Genomic DNA, 17,191 nt, shown 5'->3' with positions numbered 1-17,191 from the left:
CGCGTGCGTTAGAAAGCTGCTGACCTGCGGACTATTTCAGTGAAAGGATGAAAGCCTTGATGTCCTCCAGTTCCTGGGGTTTGAGGATCAGATTCATCGGCGGCATGGGAGATACTGGCGTGGCGGTGTAGCCTTCTGCCAGCACCGCATTTGGCTCGGTGAGACTCTTCCACAGATAGGCTTCATCCTTGCGTGAGGCGATGCCATCCAGCGCAGGTCCCACCGGGCTACCCTTTCCATGAAGCACATGGCAATTCATGCAGGCCGCCACGGGATGCTTCCAGAAGATTTCCTCACCGCGTTTCGGATCACCAGCCAACACCTTTTCCTCGGCATCCTCCACCGGCAGGAGTTCGCAGAGCTTCACGTCATCGAAGAAGCCATCACCCTTCGCGACATGCAGCAAGTTGATGCTCGCCTTCGCGCGTTCCTTGCTGTCGAAGGTGGTTTCCACCTCCACCCAGCCACTCTCTTTCGCCGTGAGCTTCTCAGTTTCAGCGCGGCCGATGTGGTCATTCAGACTCACCTTGCCCTTCATGGCATGCGCGCGCACCCAGGCGCTCAGGCGGTATTGCGTATTCGGCTTCAGCGTCACGTCCGCGTACAGGCTGGTGTCGGCATCATCTCGGGTGATAATGCGCACGAACTGCCCGCCGCTGTGGGCACGGTCGGCGCCATTCATCACCTTCCATTCCGCTTTCTCATTGCCGGGGTTCTTGCCGTAGTCACGTCGTGTCCAGCCTTTGGGCAGACCATTCTCTGCGAGCTCTTCGAATCCAGGGTTGGGCAGGAGATTCGGCCCCTCTTTCCACGCATTGGCACCATGCTTCTTCGCCAGGATGCGAAGCGTGTCGCCCAGCCACTCGTCCTGCTTCATCGCAGCATCCGAACTGACGCGCGACACCAACGTCTTGATTTCAGGCGTGGTGGGAAATGCCGCCAGCTTCACCAGTGCAGCCAGCCTTGTATGCGGCTCTGGATCGGACACCACACCCGTGCCGAAGAAAAGCGCCAGTGACTTGCTGTCTTCACCCAGCGCGCGGATGGCGTTGCGGCGCAGACGCGCATCCTTCGCCAGCAGTGCGGCCTTGTGCGTGACCTCGTCGAGCTGGCCCACACCTTGCAGCGTCCGAAAGGCATGCAGCGCAGCGATGTCGCCATCATTTGCGGTGACCATCTTGCGCAAGGGTTCGATCGCCATCGTCGGCTCCTCCACCAGCATGCGCTGCGAGGTGAGACGCCAGAAGGGATTGGGATTGCCCAGTGCCGCGAGCTTTACCTCCTCAGGCACGCCTTTCAGTGTCTTGAGTTCCTTGCCCATCAGGGTGTGGTCCTTCCCAACCACGCGATAGATTCGGCCACGCGCATGATCGCGCAGGTCATTGAGATGCGCGCCGCCGGGGCCCGTCTCTGCCTTGTAGCCACCGCGCTCAATGCTCGGTGTGGGGTTGTGCTGGATGATGAAGTTCTGCCAGTCCGCGAACCACACCGCGCCATCCGGCCCCACTTCCGCGAACACAGGTGACATCCATTCATCCGTACTCGCCACGAGGTTCATGTAGTCCTTTGCCACATAGCCCGCGCCCTGCGGCTGCACATCCATGAGCGCCACCACCTTCATCGTGGGCTCGCACACCATGGCCTTGCCACGGAAGCGCGCTGGCACTTGATCCGAGTCAATGAAGGCACTGCCCGCCGCGGAGGTGTATCCACCGAACACGTCCACCTGGCGATGGTTCATGGTGATGGCGTGGCACTTGTCCACCACATTGATCTTCCGCGCGCTCACGGGACGCAAGCCTTGGGGAAAGACCGCATTGGGAATACCTCCGTAGAAGATGGGAGCGCCGTTCGCCGTGCCACCAAACTGATCCCCCGCTTCATTCGCGCTGTGTGCCCAGGCGTTGTTGGTGAATTGATGCAGGAACTCAATGCTGGATCCATCCGGGCGGAAACGATACGTGCCCATGGCGAACTCCATGTCCTTGCCACCTACCGTGCCCTTGAAGCCCGAATACCCCACGCATCCGTAGATCCAGTTGTCGAGACCATAGTGCAGGCTGCTGGCTTGCGCATGGGTGTCGCGCACGCCCCACGCATCCATCAGCACCTCGCGCACATCGGCCTTGTCATCGCCATTGGTGTCCTTGAGGAAAATCAAACGCGGGGGTTGCGTGATGATGAGTCCGCCATTCGCAAAGACAAGGCTGGTCGGCAGATTCAGCTTGTCCGCAAAGACTGTGAACTTGTCCGCGCGGCCGTCGCCATCGGTGTCTTCGCAAATCTTGATGGAGTCGTGCCCTTCGCCGTTCTCCACATGGCCGTGGGGATAGTCACGTGTCTCCGCAATCCAGCAGCGGCCGCGCTCATCCCACGCCATGGCGATGGGCTTGGCAATGTCCGGCTCGGACGCGAAGAGCTGCAACTCCATGTCCGCAGGCACCTGGGTGCGCTGCATGCTCGCTTTCACACTCATGGGGAACTGGTAGGTGATGGGCTCGGGACGCTTCTCATAGTTCGCCACGTTGGGATTCGCCTCGCGCTTCTCGGGTTCGCGGTCTTTGAGAAATGTCTCCCATGCCGCTTTGCGCTCAGGAGACAGGGACGCGAGTACCTTTTCGCGAATCTCCTGCGCACTGCTCATGTCCTGCACCGGAACCGCATTCAACTCACGCCCGTTGACGGCGGTAAGGATGCCATTGCCAGTCCCGTTGAGCTTCGTGGGAGCACCCGCCTTGCGACGCTCACACACCACATCGTAGTGCTTCAGTAGCGCGGCGGTGCATTGCTTCTCATCGTTCAGATAGTCGAACCAGATTGCATCCCGCCCCAAGGCCTCCATCGCTTCATGCAGCGGCCCTGTGGCCATCTGCTCAATCGCATCAGGGTCCACATACAGGACACGAATTGGCCCTTCCGCCGCTTGGGTAAATGAGACAAGCGTAAAGAGGCTGAGCAAGACAAGAAGACGTTTCATGAAGTGAGCGAGTCCAGTTATTTCGCCACATTCAACGCCGGAAGACGACTTCATTCTTCGGACGACTTTTATGCCATTTCAGACAACACCATGTCACCACTTCTTTTTCACTCGAAGCTTGATGCAATCTTCCGATGCTTGTCTTCGTTGCAGAGGACGGCTCCAACTCACTTCCTTGTCATGACGCAATACTCTTCCCTTTTGTCGACTTTTGGCGCATGCCTCTTTTCGGTTCTTATCATGATCGGGACGGGGGCATCAGCAGCACCTGCATCCAAGCCGAACATCGTACTCATCGTTGCAGATGATCTGGGATACTCGGACCTCGGCTGCTACGGCAGCGAGATCGCCACGCCCAATCTGGACAGCCTGGCCAATGGTGGTCTGCGCTTCACCCAGTTCTACAACACCGCTCGTTGCTGGCCCACCCGCGCCGCGCTGATGACCGGCTACTATCCGCAGCAGGTGCGCATGGATCCGCAACAACGCGGACGCAAGCTCCCAGACTGGACACGCACGCTCCCGAAGTACCTGAAGCCCGCCGGCTATCGCAGCTACCACAGTGGCAAGTGGCACGTAACCGCGGCACCACGCCAGGTGCAGGATGCGGGATTCGACCACAGCTACGCCCTGGAAGATCAGAACCGCTTCTTCGACCCCAAGAGTCACACGGAAGATGATAGGCACCTGCCTCCTGTGAAGCGCGAAGACGGCTATTACGCCACCACCGCCATCACGGACTATGCACTGAAATACCTGAAGGGACATGCAGAGGAACACGGCAGCGTGCCTTTCTTCCTCTACCTTGCCTACACCTCGCCCCACTTCCCACTGCAAGCTCCAGCGGCGGATATCGAACGCTACAAGACGAAGTATCTTGAGGGGTGGGAGATCATCCGCCAGCGACGCTATGAGAAGATGCGCTCGCTCAATCTGGTGAACAGCCCCCTCTCCAAGCCGGAACCGGAAATCAAAGCGCCCAGCGGAGCGCCAGACACGCTCATGAAATTGGGCCCAGCGGAAACGCTGTACGCAGTGCCGTGGGATTCGCTCACGCCCCAGCAGAAGGAGTTTCAAGCCACGAAGATGGCCATCCACGCAGCCATGATTGACCGCATGGATCAGGAAGTAGGACGCGTACTGGCCCAGTTGAAAGCCATGAACGCCGCAGAGAATACACTCATCCTGCTCCTCTCCGACAACGGTGCCAGCGCCGAGATCCTTGTACGGGGCGATGGGCACGACCACACCGCGCCCATGGGTTCCGCCGCCTCCTACCTCTGCCTCGGCCCCGGCTGGGCAACCGCTTGCAACACGCCCTTCCGACGCCACAAAATCTGGGTGCACGAAGGCGGCATCTCCACACCGCTCATCGCGCACTGGCCCGCGGGAATCTCAGCACGCAATGAACTGCGCACCAATACCGGCCACGTCGTCGACATCCTTCCCACCATCCTCGACGCAACCGGTGTGCACCCCGACCTGCAGTGGAACAACGCCACCGCTCCCCCATTCCCTGGCAAGAGCTTAGTGCCAGCGTTCTCCACTGACGGCTCCGTCACGCATGAGTCACTCTACTTCCGCCACGAGAACAACAGCGGTCTGCGCATGGAGAATTGGAAAATCGTCCGCGACTCACCAGACAAGCCCTGGGAACTCTACGACCTCTCCAAGGACCGCAGCGAGTCGACCAATCTCGCCGGTGCAGATCCTGACCGCGTCCGCGACATGGCGACAGAGTGGAAGAAGCTTGATGAGCAGTTTGTGAAGGATGCGGAGGACAGTGCTCCGGCGACCACGCAAGGGAAGTGACGAGCCCTGTGCGCGAATTCCATGTTAAGAGCTATGGGTTAGATGTTATGAGTAACGAACCTGAGGCTCTTAACCAATAACTCCTAATCCTTAACCCTTCCCCCATGCAACGCTCCAAGTTCGAAACCGAACTCCAAGTCCGTCCGGACGACATCGACCTCTTCCGTCACGTGCACAGCAGTCGCTATCTGGACTACCTGCTGGCGGCGCGATTTGACCAGATGGAGCGCTGCTACGGCATGAGCATGGAAGAGTTCCTGAAGCAAGGACTGGGCTGGTATGTGAAGACCTCGCACTTCGAGTACAAGCGCGCACTGGACATGGCCGAGCGCTTCGTGGTGCGCACCTGGGTGGAGGACATCCGCAGCCCGGACGTAGAGGTGCGATTTGAAATACTGAAGGGAACAACACGGCGCCCTGCCTGTGTGGGCTGGTGCGTCTTCACCATGGTGAAGCTCGACACCGGCCGGCCGGAATCCATCCCGGATTGGATCATCGAGAAGTACTCGGTCTAATGCCTTCTCATGCAGGCCGTGAGGTGGAGATGCCGTTTAGCATCTCCACCAAAAATCCTCCGTGTCTCTGTGTCTCCGTGTTTGATTCGTCCTGCCGTCCTCACCCTTCGGGCTGCTTCGCAGTCGTCTCGCTCCGCTCGGCGCTGTGTTGAAATCCCTGATCCCAACTTCTCCCAGCTACTTCTTCGCCAGCGCTTCCAGATAATCCAGCAGGCTCGCGAACTCGCGCACGGTGAGGTTATTCGCCAAACCGGGCGGCATCATGGAGATGGGAAGTTTGTCGCGCTTGGCGATGTCCTTCACGGCGAAGGTGAATTCCTGCGCGGCGATGTTGCGCACCTTCACGCTGTCGGCGCTTTCCAGCGTGATGAAGCCCAGCTGCTGGGTGCCGTCCTTCAGCGTAAAGACCTCCGAGGCGAAGCCTTGGGCGATGGTCTTGTTCGGATCGAGGATGTTCTGAGCCAGTTCAGGACGCTTGTAGGTCTGTGCGATGTTGCCCAGGTAGGGGCCCTTCTGTGGCTGATCCATGCTGGTGGTGTGGCAGGCCACACAAGTAGCGCGGGAGAAGATCTGTTCACCGAGTGCCACATCACCTTTGGTCTTCAGCACCTGGGCAATCACGTCTTCGGGCTTCAGTGTGCCAATGAGCGGACCGCTGGCAGCGGTCTTCTTTTCCAGCTTCATGGCCTTCGCCGCATTTTGCGCAGCGGAAGCCACCGACTTGTCTGGGTCGTCCATAGCAGCAAGCACCTTGTCCGCATAAGGGTTGTGCTTCAGCGAAGCCACGGCCTTGAGGATCTGCGTACGGCGTTTCACATCATGCTCCCAACCTGCATTGAGCGCCTTGCCAGACAGTTCACGCGACTCAGGGCTTCCGCTGGTGCGGGCGCTAAGGTTCAGCAGAGCCATGTCCGCCCACTGCGCAGTGGGAGTGCCGATCTTCTCCGCTTCTACTTCGAGAAGCTGATGATGATTCTCCAGCTTGGGCGAAGTGAGGAAGGCATTGCGTGCGGCTTCCTGTTCCTTACCGGCACCCTGGGCCTTGCCCAGCGTGACCAGTGCGGTCAAAGACGCCCGCGCACCTTCCGCGCTATCCGTCTTGGCAAGTGCAGCCACCGCCTGTGAAAGCACGGTCGCGCTGCTCGATTCGTCCAATGCGGCAGCAATCAGCAGCGGCACACCGGCAGCAGGAATATTCTCTGCAGCGGCGAGCTGGCCCACAGCATCCGGGATGAGCTTCGCATCATTCTTCGCCAGCGTGAGGATGCGCTCCAGCGCTTCATTGAACTGGATGCGGTTGCGGTTCAGCTCGCTCACGAGGAAGGAAGACTCCTCAGGCGTAGCCTTGCTCAGCACCTCCTTGATCGCAGCGGCGACCTTCGGAGTCTCAGCCCAGGCTTCGGGCTGATAGTACGGTCCGCGCGTGTCGGGACGCGTACCCCACGAGTCACCCTTCCACTCGCCTTCATGGAAATGCAGGCGGCACAGAGCGGAGAGCAACAGCTTGCGCGGCTCGGTCGCGGTCGTCTCGTTGATGCGCTTGATGAGGCCGTCCACCACGGCAGGCTCATGCATCTTCTGCAGGGCACGCGTGGCATTGAGTTTGATCTGCGCGGAACTGTCTGCGCTGTCGAATAGGGTGAAGCAGGCTTCCTGAGCCTTCAGTTTCGCAAGCGCCTGCACGGCCACGTGTTGGGTCACGGCATCAGCATCTCCGAAGGCAAGCTTAGCGTAGTCCACCAACGTCTTTGTGGGCCAAGCCTTCGCATTGGAAATGAAACGCGAAAGTTCTGCAAGCCCTGCCGATGTCTTGTAGGCATCAGGGATGGTGAAGTTCTCCGACACATTGGGGCTTGGCATCAGGAGAGCGACATCCGCCAACGCTTTTGCCACGATGCCGGCAAATTCGGCATCGCCATTTTCAACCTGACGGGTTCCAATGATTTCCTTGCCCGCTTCGGGCACCTGCGAGGCTGCAAAAATCACAGCCGCCCGCGTCGCCATGGGCACCGTCTTGTCAAACGCCAGAGTCTGCAAGGTCGAAAAAGTGTTCTTCGGCAAGCCACGGCGTACCAGTTCCCGCTGCGCTTCCATGCGGCGACGATTGCTTGGCGACTCAAGAAGCTTCACCAGTTCAGCATCGCTGGCCTTGGCAAACTCCGGCAGCGCCTCCGCCTTGTAATCCTTCGGCCGTACGCAGACGATGTAGCCCACATCCGGACCTTCCCAGTTGAAGGTCGCGCCCTTCCAGCTTGCGCAGTACACGCGGCTCATCGCATCCACATCACCATCGGTGGGACGCGTCATCTTGATGAAGGGCTTCGGAGCTTCCGTCTCCTCATAGGTCGCGCCCTTGCGCTTCACACTGTGATGCCACAATGCGCCGGTGCCCCAGTCCGCGGTGAAAGGAGCATTGTTCCAGGTGCCAAATCCAGGCTCATCGATGTACACCGCGCCGCAGCCGGAGCCACCGCCGTAGTCCGCCAGCGGTTGGATGGCTTCATCATTGAAGTTCTTGTACAGGCGAGGATAGCCGTGGTCGGCGAATCCACCGGTGAAATGGTGGAAGCGCACATTCCAGCCACCGCCGTCGTTGGTGTTGTCACGCGTAAAGATGTCCATGAGCGGGCTCACGGCGACTTCCAGAATATTGCGCGTGCCGGTGGCATACAGCGAGAGACCGGAGCCATCCGGACGCACACGAATCACACCACCACCACGATGCTGCAGGCGCGTACCATCGGTGCCTTCCGCATCCATGAAACCGAAGTCCCCACCGGCGATGTACAGCCAGCCATCAATGCCAAGGCTCAGACCATTCGTGGTGTGGTCCGCGGGGCGATCCGCATAACCAAACGCAATGCCCTTCACCAGCGTCTTGCGTTCTTCCGCCACACCGTCGCCATCCTTGTCGATGAAGACACTCATGTCCGGGGGATGGATCACGTAGAGGCGATCGTTGTCCCACACGAGGCCGCGAGGCGCATCGAGATCCTTCACAAACTCCGTCACTTCATCAGCACGACCATCGCCATCCTTGTCGCGCAGACGCAGGATGCGGCCACGACCCGGGTTGCGGCCCAGGGAGCCATTGCCATCGCTGGAGACATACAGGTCACCATTCGGCGCGGCGGCGATGAATACCGGATAGTTCGCCGACTGCGGAGGGGCGAAGAGGGTGACATCGAAGCCATCCGGCACCTTCACATCCTTCAGGATCTCCGCTTCTTGAGCCGGAGTAAGCTTCACGATCTTCGGCGCGACGTTCCCTTCCTTCGCGAATGGATCAGCGGCCTTCGCCTCTTCCTTCTTCGCTGCGGCCACCTGCTTGGCATCCACCTTGGCACCGAGAGACTTGATACCCTCGCCCTTCAGCGAGACTTCACGGATGCTGGCCCAGCCACCTTGCGACGTGCCGAGCACGTTGATGCGCACAAACTTGATGTCCTTGCCCGTGAAGGTGTGCGCGCTGTCGCCACCCTTCTGGTTTTCCTTTGCATCAGCCAGGACAGTCCACGTCTTCCCATCGGCCGAGCCTTCAATCACGTGCTTGTACGCGTTGTTGCCGCCCTCCCACACGATGCTCGCACCGGTCAGTTGCTGGGGCTTTTCAAACTCAAGCTGCAGCCACTGCGGGAAGCCGCCACTGCCCGCGCACCAGCGGGTGTTCTTGTCGCCATCCACCGCGCGCCAGGTGAAGTTGCCCTTGCCGGATTCCTCGCTGGAAGCGGTGAGCTTCACGGGAGTCGCGTCCTTCGCAATCGCGCCGGGTTGCGCCACAGGAGCGGGAGCGGTGGCAACAGGTGCGTCGGGCTTGGGAAGATTCACAAACGTTCCCGCCTCACCCTTATAGGGCTTGAGATAGTCGTCATTAAGCTTGCCGGCAGCCCAGAGCAGACCGCGAGTCACGAGGTCGAGGTAGCGGGCATCCGCCACCGTGTCGTTGTTGTGGCCGATGGTGGTGCTGAAGACCTTCGTCTTCTTGTCACCATATTCATTCGTCCAGGCGACGATGTAGTCCACGTCCTTAATGCTGCCGTCCTTCTGCTTGATGCGCTGCTTGCCCATGGCCAGCGGATGCGCGCCGAAGACGTTCACATTGTTGTACAACTCCTCCTTGATGGTGGTCCAGTCCTTGAGCGGCTTCGTGATGGGATGCTCCGTATCCACAAACTTGAGCTCAATCGGCTCCTGCGGGCCATGGCTCGCTGATTGCAGGCCGATGTACTCGAACCAGTCATTCTTCCCGATACGATAGGAATGCATGGCGCAGTGCAGGTTCACCGCGGGCAGGCCGTTGCGGTGGGCATCCAGGATGTTCTGCACATACTGCGGCTCCTTCATGCTGGCCGCGCACTCATCGTGGATGATGATGTCATAGCCCTTGGACCAGTCCTTGTTCTCGTAGATGGGGAAGTATGGAGCTGTGCCGCGGTCCTCCGCGTGGATCACGCTCACCTGCACATTCGCCCGGGCCTGGATACCATCCTTCAGGATGACATGCTGCTTGGCATAGTCATGGCAGCAGCCACCGCACACGAGCAGCGCGCGGAGAGGTTTGGCTTCTGCGGAGTAGACCGTCGCCGTGAAGGCGCTGGTGATGAGGACGGCGAGCGAAACTAGGGTGAGCTTCATGAAAAAACGGGAGGCACAATACGCGGACTCAGGAGCATTTTTGCATCACATTTGGAGAATGTGACTATCACAGGTTGTCATGAACGTGCCATCGCAGCACACGCCATACCTACACGCTTGAGGAACAACCCCCTGCGTATCTTCGCATTCTGACAGATGCGCGCCGCCACTCACGCCCGCTTTTGCGTCGCAATGAAGGCCTTCACCGCTTCCGGAGTCGCGTCCAGAGGATGCGTCTCCAGCGGCTTGCTCTTCAATGCCTCAAGCGTGGGATGCGTGGGCTCCGTGCCGGTGGCGGACTGCACCACCTCCGGGAACTTGGCGGGATGGGCCGTGGCCAGCACCACGCTCACGCGGTCCGTCGCCAGATCGGTGAATCCACACGCAGTGTGCGGGTCCACCACATAACGATAGGTGGCATGCACGCGACCAATGGTCTCGCGGATTTCTGCGTCCGTCATGCGGGAGGCCTTCATGGCGGAGTGACCGGCAGGAATGGTCACGGGATCACCGCTACGCATCTGCTCCATGGTCTCGCGCACCTTCGCGGCATCTTCGCCAAGCAGGAAGTAGAGGAAGCGCTCGAAGTTCGACGCCGCCTGGATGTCCATGCTGGGCGCGTAGCTGGGATGCACGTCCCCCTGGCGGTACTCACCTGAGGTGAAGAAGCGGTACAGGATGTCATTCTGGTTCGTCGCCACGCGGAAAGTTCCGGCGGGCAAGCCCATGCGCTGCGCCATCCAGCCGGCGAGCACATTGCCGAAGTTCCCCGTGGGCACCACAAACTCCACGCCCCCCCTCGCCTCCGCCGGCAGACGCAACCATGCCCAGATGTAGTACACGCACTGGGCGAGTACGCGGGCGATGTTGATGGAATTCACCGCGGAGAGGTGATGCGTCGCGGCAAACGCGGTATCACCGAACGTCTCCTTCACCACGCGCTGAGCATCATCGAACGTACCCGGCACCGGGATGGCAAAAACATTCGCCGCACCCGTACACGCCATCTGGCGTTCCTGAAGCGGAGCCACACGGCCATTCGGATACAGGATGAAAATGGAAATCCCGTCCTGCCCCATGCAGCCGTGGATGGCCGCGGAGCCCGTGTCTCCGGAGGTGGCACCCAGCACGGCGAGCCGCTTGCCGGTGTGCTCCACCTGGCGCTTGTACAGCAGGCCGAGGAGTTGCAGGGCGAAGTCCTTGAAGGCCAGTGTGGGCCCGTGGAAGAGCTCCAGCACATACGTCTTCTCATCCAGCTTCCGCAGCGGCGCCACATCAGGCGAGTCGAAGCGCTCATATGCCCTCTGCGTCAGCGAGTGCCACTCCTCACGCGGGATGTCCGGCGCGAAGAGCGTGAAAAATTCCGCCGCCAGTTCCGCGTAGCCCAGCTTCTCCCATCCGGCGAGCTTGCCGCTGATGTCCGGCCACGTATCCGGCAGGAAAAGACCGCCATCCGGAGCGAGACCGGCTTCTACAGCTTGGGAAAAGGTGTGGGGGTGCGTGAGGCCGCGTGTGGAAATGTACTGCATGGACTGAACTGGACTGGAAGGGCAAATAACATGGCCGAACCCCGCCAGATCACCAAGCGGAAATGGTGACGTTTGGCACCCCCTCGCACCGCCTCAAATTCGCGTCCGCCGGCATGAACTTGAAAGGCTCAGCCGTCTCGAATTTGTCCGCAGCGTTGCCCGCAAACCTCTTGCCACCTACCGTGGTGAGCTTCGTTACAGGCGCACCCTCACCAAAGTCCAAGTTCGCATTTCGCACGCATCAAGTCACACTGCGAGCGCCAGCGGGAGACTCATATAGCCAGGCGGCCCCTTTTTAGCGCCCCCAAAATAGATCAGCCGGAGCGGAGGCACCGCCTGCTTACACCGTCCTGACGAGCGTTGTCAGCACGGCCTCGCGTGCGGAGGAGATGGGGGGAAGATTCAGCACAGAGATGTACCGTTCTTCGCCTTCCTCCCACTGGGCCCATACATAGGCGCGGTCGGCAGCATGGTGCCCACTCAAGCGGAAGATCTCCACCTGCCCGGACCACAGCGTGTGTCCCTCCTGAACCTCTTGTACGAGGGTACTCTGCAAATGCTCCGCTTCGCATCCGTGCACGGCTTGCACGGCACGACGCATTGCAGCGATTTTTAGGGGCATAAAGAAAGTCTGCCGAATGACTCCAAAATGATCAATCCTAAGTCGACCTTCATCATGACTAAGCACGTGGCGGGACTCGCGCCGACATGCGGCTTAACTGCGCACACGCAAAGAATGCGGGGTAAGAAAACACCCCACAAACGGCCTGCACATCCCGCGCAGGGGCTCCTCAATCCTGGGTAAAGCCTCCCGGAAGCGAATAATTATTTATCTCGCGCTTGCGTTTCACTGCAATCGCTGCGAATATTTTCCCAACGCTCTTAATCTCATGAATGCCGACGAGTGCACTGAGCTGGGCCACGCCAGGTGGAGGGTTCATTTTTTACACCGCATTCTTGAGGCTCACCGAACGGCAGGCCATTTTCACACGGAAAGTTGGGCCATTCAGGAGCAGGCGTTTCTGCAGCAAATCGCCGCTGCCGAGGAATGCGTCCGCGAACTGGAGAATTCCTCCGCCGGGCCCGCAGACACGCCTTCCGATATGCCCCACTCTTTCAGGGCCAACGGGACCCCAAGCGACGTATCGGGCCAGGTCTCCCGCGACGCCTACGCCCGAGGTCCAGCCTCCTTCAGGGTGTGCCATGTCTTTTCAAGCGGTTCTTTGTCCGAGTGACAAAGACCGGGCGCTTCTCCGTCATTGCAAAATGAGCGGAGAAAAGCCGAGAAGGAGAAGGAGAAGGAACCCCATCGGGGGTCGGGCACGATGAAACCAGTCAGCACGACCGAGCCCTGAGCATGGATCACCGTGCCTACGACACCCCGGGCATCATCGCTCCCACCTCCACATGAGCAGTGACATCCGCCCAGGCCAGTGGCTGCTCCGAATCCAGCGGCGGTTTTGACCGCATTCCCCTTGCACTGCGTCTCCTTTGACCGCAGTAGAAACGGGTCACATGCTCACGCTGCACAAAGTCACCAAGTCCTTCGCCAACCGCGTCCTCTTCAAGGATGCGGCCATGACCATCAACTATGCGGAAAAGGCCGCCTTGGTGGGGCCGAATGGCGCCGGCAAGTCGACACTTTTCTCCCTCATCCTCAAGCAGGACACGGCGGATTCGGGCGAGATTCAGCGCGATGAATGGACGACCCTGGGCCACCTGCGTCAGGAAGCCGAGCCTACGGGCAACGAAACCATCCTCGACATCGCCGTCGGCAAGGCGGGCGAAATGGAACGGCTGGAGGCCATCCTGAAGGACTACGAATCACGCAGTGACGTCTCCGCTCCGGAGTACCTCGAAGCGCATGCGAAACACGATGCCCTGCAGGACCCCAAGGCCGAGGCGAAGGCGAAGAAGATTCTCGCGGGATTCGGCTTCAAACCGGAGCACCTCAACCAGCCCGCGCGTGAGTTCAGCGGTGGCTGGATCATGCGTGCGCACCTGGCACAGCTTCTCGTCATCGAGCCTGACCTGCTGCTGCTGGACGAACCGACGAACCACCTGGACCTCATGTCCCTCATGTGGTTCCGCAACTACCTGAAGCACTACCCCGGCGCGCTGCTCCTCATTTCGCACGACCGTGACTTCATGGACGAGCTCATCGAGCAGGTATACGAGGTGGATGACGGCCAGCTCACCGCCTACAGCGGGAACTACTCGGAGTACCTCAAGCAGCGCGAAGAGAATCACGAACGCGCGATGATGGCGTACAAGAACCAGCAGCGCGAGATCGAGCAAATTCAGGACTTCATCGACAAATTCCGCTCCGTCGCCTCCAAGGCCGCGCAGGCACAGAGCCGCGAGAAGCAGCTCGCGAAGATGGACAAACTCGACAAGCCCAAGCCGCTGAGAAAAGCCTTCCGCTTCAACTTCCCCCAGCCCGCCCGCAGCGGCCAGCGCGTCATCGGCCTCACTGGCATTCACCAGGCGTATGGGGAAAAGAAAGTGTACGAGAACCTCGACCTCGATGTGGAGCGCGGCGAGCGCACTGCCTTGGTGGGACCAAACGGCGCTGGTAAGTCCACGCTGTTGAAGATTCTCGCCGGCATCATCCCCTTTCAGAAGGGTGAGCGCCGCCTCGGAACGAATACGAAGCTCGGCTACTTCTCCCAGCACCGCGCGGACACACTCGATCCTGAGAAGACCATTCTCGAAGAGGTGCGCGATGCCTCACCGGAACTGCGCGACGACGACATCCGCTCCATCCTCGGCTCCTTCCTCTTCAAGCGCGAAGACGTGTTCAAGAAGACCAAGGTGCTCAGCGGTGGTGAGAAGAGCCGCGTGAACCTCGTGAAGTTCCTCGTGGACCCGCCGAACATCCTGCTGATGGACGAGCCTACGACGCACCTGGACATCTGGAGCATCGAAGGCCTCATCCTCGCCCTGCAGCGCTTCGAAGGCACGCTGGTTTTCATCAGCCACGATGTGCACTTCATCCGGTCGATCGCGACGAAGGTGCTGCACATCAACAACGGCAAGGTCATGCCCTATGCTGGTGGCTATGACTACTACCTGGAGAAGGCTGGCGTGGCCGAAGAAGATGCACGCGCGGCAGTAATTGCGTCGCTGTAAGGAGCGAGGCGAAGCTAGCACGCACGCAAAGGAGAGCGGCCTTTCCAGGCCGCTGGGTTGTTCACGCATGGTGCGCAGAAGCGGGCTGGTGGTGCTGCATGTTGACGACCGCCAGTTGTACGCGTCCCCGCAAGTGGCACACGGCGGCCTGGAAAGGCCGCTCTCCATTCTCGCAGAGCCACGTCACTCCCACTCGTCAGCCCCAATCTCCGAAGTTTCCTCTGCGTCTCTGTGTCTCCGTGTTGAATCCCACGCACGCGACCACACCCACGATTCCCAGCGAAATAGAGCCCTCGGACCTCAACATCGCCCAACTCTTCATTTTACAATTGCGACCGAGTCTCATTATCTTCTTGCGCATTCCGCCATCCCTGCCAACATTCTATCAACCAACCCCTGCGTTCCGGCCCTTCCTACCCTCCCCGCCATGTCTTTCATCAAGAGCAGCCGTCCACTGCTGGGTACCTTCGTGGAAATCTCCCTGTCCGACCCCAGTCTTCCCGAGCGGGAGTTGGAAGCCATGGCCGAGCTTGCCTTCGGGCGGATTGCACGGGTGCAGTCGCTGATGAGCTTTCATGACCCCTCCAGCGAACTCTCGCGCCTCAATGCCTGCGGCCACCTCCATCCGCTGCCGGTGAACGAGTGGACGCGTGAGGTCATTGGCGAAGCCGTGCGCCTCAGCCGTGTCTCAGAGGGCATCTTCGATATCGCGTCACCTCCGGCACCTGAGGAAGAACTGAAGGGCAACTTCCGCGACATCGTGTTGCACCGTGATGGCCGCGTGAGCTTCCGCCGCCAGCTCTCGCTGGATCTCAGCATCATCTCCCGCGGCTATGCCGTGGACAAGGCTGCCGACCTGCTCGCCTCCCAGAACGTCCAGCGAGCCACCATCAATGCCGGAGGCGACATCCGTTTCATCGGTACCCGTCCCTCCAATCTCTCCATCGGCACCCCCGTGGCATCGCAGCAGGTGCAGCTTCACGCGCAAGTGACCGGCCCCGCCGTCTCCACCACCGCTGCCTGCATCGCCAATCGCCGGCATCACTGGAAAAGGGTGAGCGACATCCTGCACCCCCGCACGCTCAAGCCAATGAAGTCGAACGTGAGCGTGAGCGTCTTCGCCAACACCTGCGTGCAAGCCGACGCCCTCGCCTGGGTGGTGCTGTTTGATGAACCGCAGTCCTGGCAATCACTGCTCGCAAAAGAAAAAGCCAGCGCAGTGTTTGTCACATCGAAGGGCGAGATGGTACGGTTTCCGGCGGCGGCGTGAGCAACCATGCTTCCGGTTTTTGCTGCATATGCAGACGCAGCAAATAAGGTGGACTACTCATGTCTTCTGCCGACTGGAAGCTTTTCGCGCATGCATTGCACTTCGTAACTCCGAAGGACATCGCGAACTACTGCCCTGATGACCCGGGCTATCCCGGATACGTGAGGGAGTTCACCTCCATCCTCAAAAGTCGAAGACCTCCCACTTCGTCGAATTTCGAGCTCACGGAAACCATCAACCTCACACTCTGGGGAAAGGCGGAAGAAGAGAGAGCCCCCGAGCGGTTTCGTCGTTTCCGTATCTTTACCAATGCCGTCGCAGTGATGCTGTATTTGAGCGATGAAGGACCCAGTGAAACGATGCCAGCCAACTACACCGCCATCGCGTTGCTGGATGATGCCCACGCCTTGGGCGACACAGAGCTCCTGAGCTTGCTCCATCCCGTATTCGGTGAACTGCACCGTTCCACCAACAATGTTCTTTGGGGAGAAGACGAGAAGCCCTTCCTCACCTTGGGCCAGCTTCTCCTCGCTCTCATGGGCCACGTGCCAGACGCCGATATACAGGTATGGTGCGATCGCTTGATCGCGGAAGAGAGTCGCTCTACTAGAAACAATAGCACCGGAGAGTTTCTATGGACATGCACGGGCTTCGACCAGCTGCATGATCGCTGGAAAGCACTCGTGGATCTCGCATTCCCAACTCAGACTGAAAACGAGTCACTGTTGCTGTTGCGAGCGATGCTGCTGGCTTGAATACATCCTTTCGCAAGATGCAGTGCCTTACCCAGCCCCAATGCTCCGAGTGGCTCCGGCAACACCAAATCATTGAGGAACCATACCGAAAAGAGGAGGCACACCGGGCGTTCCGCCTTCAATTCGAAACGCCGGAAAAAAGAGGAGCCCTATCCGCCCTTGTGCGGCGGCTGTTTGGAACGTTCGGCGAATTCAACGGCGCCCTCGTGGTATTCTCCGACTGGCCCCTCTACGAACCAGATGAGATGGCAATCATCACAGGCCTCAGACGAGGTCACGGTGATCGGAGGCACCTGATTGATGCGCCCGGCCACTTGTTCGGCAAACAGGAAGAAGCGGAAGCGATTGGCCACTGCTATCTGTCCATCCTGTTTGGGTGGAGTGCGTATCTTTATCTTCCCAGCGGAGCAGTGACAATACAATTCTGGGAGGGAGATCTGGTGGACGTGTGGACGGGAGACGCGCAGCTCGAGGGAGCCATCCGCGAGCTTGTCACGCAATTTCATCTTAGGATCACCTAACGAGGACACCTGAAGAACACTCTTCCCCCCCCCAGGGAGCAGTGC

10 protein-coding genes are annotated in these 17,191 nt (G+C 59.7%); 5 read left to right on the top strand and 5 right to left on the bottom strand.

Going from position 1 to position 17,191, the window contains the following annotated elements; translation table 11 throughout:
• Positions 1 to 31: 31 nt before the first annotated feature.
• Positions 32 to 2,977, bottom strand: a complete 2,946-nt coding sequence (locus G5S37_RS08640; RefSeq protein ID WP_165202750.1) for a PVC-type heme-binding CxxCH protein — start codon at positions 2,975 to 2,977, stop codon at positions 32 to 34.
• A 240-nt stretch (positions 2,978 to 3,217) separates the two neighbouring features.
• Between G5S37_RS08640 and G5S37_RS08635 the strand changes: the two genes are divergently transcribed.
• Positions 3,218 to 4,789 (top strand): arylsulfatase, encoded by a 1,572-nt coding sequence (locus G5S37_RS08635; RefSeq protein WP_206026362.1) that lies wholly within the window; start codon positions 3,218 to 3,220, stop codon positions 4,787 to 4,789.
• Positions 4,790 to 4,893: 104 nt separating this feature from the next.
• The gene (locus G5S37_RS08630; protein ID WP_165202746.1) at positions 4,894 to 5,304 is read left to right on the top strand and encodes a thioesterase family protein; all 411 of its coding nucleotides are present in this window, start codon (positions 4,894 to 4,896) and stop codon (positions 5,302 to 5,304) included.
• Positions 5,305 to 5,481: 177 nt separating this feature from the next.
• On the opposite strand, the gene G5S37_RS08625 is transcribed toward G5S37_RS08630, so the two are convergent.
• The 3 genes from G5S37_RS08625 to G5S37_RS08615 form a co-directional block, all read right to left on the bottom strand.
• Positions 5,482 to 9,939, bottom strand: a complete 4,458-nt coding sequence (locus G5S37_RS08625; RefSeq protein ID WP_165202744.1) for a discoidin domain-containing protein — start codon at positions 9,937 to 9,939, stop codon at positions 5,482 to 5,484.
• Between the two features lie 170 nt (positions 9,940 to 10,109).
• A complete protein-coding gene (gene thrC, locus G5S37_RS08620) occupies positions 10,110 to 11,468 on the bottom strand; it encodes a threonine synthase (RefSeq protein WP_165202742.1) in 1,359 nt (452 codons plus the stop codon).
• A gap of 340 nt (positions 11,469 to 11,808) precedes the next feature.
• Positions 11,809 to 12,090: a hypothetical protein gene (locus G5S37_RS08615; RefSeq protein WP_165202740.1), complete on the bottom strand. Its 282-nt coding sequence runs from the start codon at positions 12,088 to 12,090 to the stop codon at positions 11,809 to 11,811.
• A gap of 893 nt (positions 12,091 to 12,983) precedes the next feature.
• Between G5S37_RS08615 and G5S37_RS08610 the strand changes: the two genes are divergently transcribed.
• The 3 genes from G5S37_RS08610 to G5S37_RS08595 all read left to right on the top strand — a co-directional run bounded on the left by G5S37_RS08610 (position 12,984) and on the right by G5S37_RS08595 (position 16,625).
• The gene (locus G5S37_RS08610; RefSeq protein WP_165202738.1) at positions 12,984 to 14,600 is read left to right on the top strand and encodes an ABC-F family ATP-binding cassette domain-containing protein; all 1,617 of its coding nucleotides are present in this window, start codon (positions 12,984 to 12,986) and stop codon (positions 14,598 to 14,600) included.
• 427 nt (positions 14,601 to 15,027) lie between these two features.
• Positions 15,028 to 15,870, top strand: coding sequence for an FAD:protein FMN transferase (locus G5S37_RS08600; RefSeq protein WP_165202734.1), 843 nt, complete (start codon positions 15,028 to 15,030; stop codon positions 15,868 to 15,870).
• Between the two features lie 59 nt (positions 15,871 to 15,929).
• Complete coding sequence (locus tag G5S37_RS08595) at positions 15,930 to 16,625, top strand: hypothetical protein (RefSeq protein ID WP_165202732.1); 696 nt, start codon at positions 15,930 to 15,932, stop codon at positions 16,623 to 16,625.
• A gap of 149 nt (positions 16,626 to 16,774) precedes the next feature.
• Here the strand turns inward: G5S37_RS08595 and G5S37_RS08590 are convergent, their stop codons facing one another.
• A complete protein-coding gene (locus tag G5S37_RS08590; RefSeq protein WP_165202730.1) occupies positions 16,775 to 17,131 on the bottom strand; it encodes a hypothetical protein in 357 nt (118 codons plus the stop codon).
• Between the last annotated feature and the right edge of the window lie 60 nt (positions 17,132 to 17,191).

This window comes from Roseimicrobium sp. ORNL1 (assembly GCF_011044495.1).
GTDB lineage: Bacteria > Verrucomicrobiota > Verrucomicrobiia > Verrucomicrobiales > Verrucomicrobiaceae > Roseimicrobium.
This window is presented reverse-complemented; position numbering and strand designations above follow the sequence as displayed.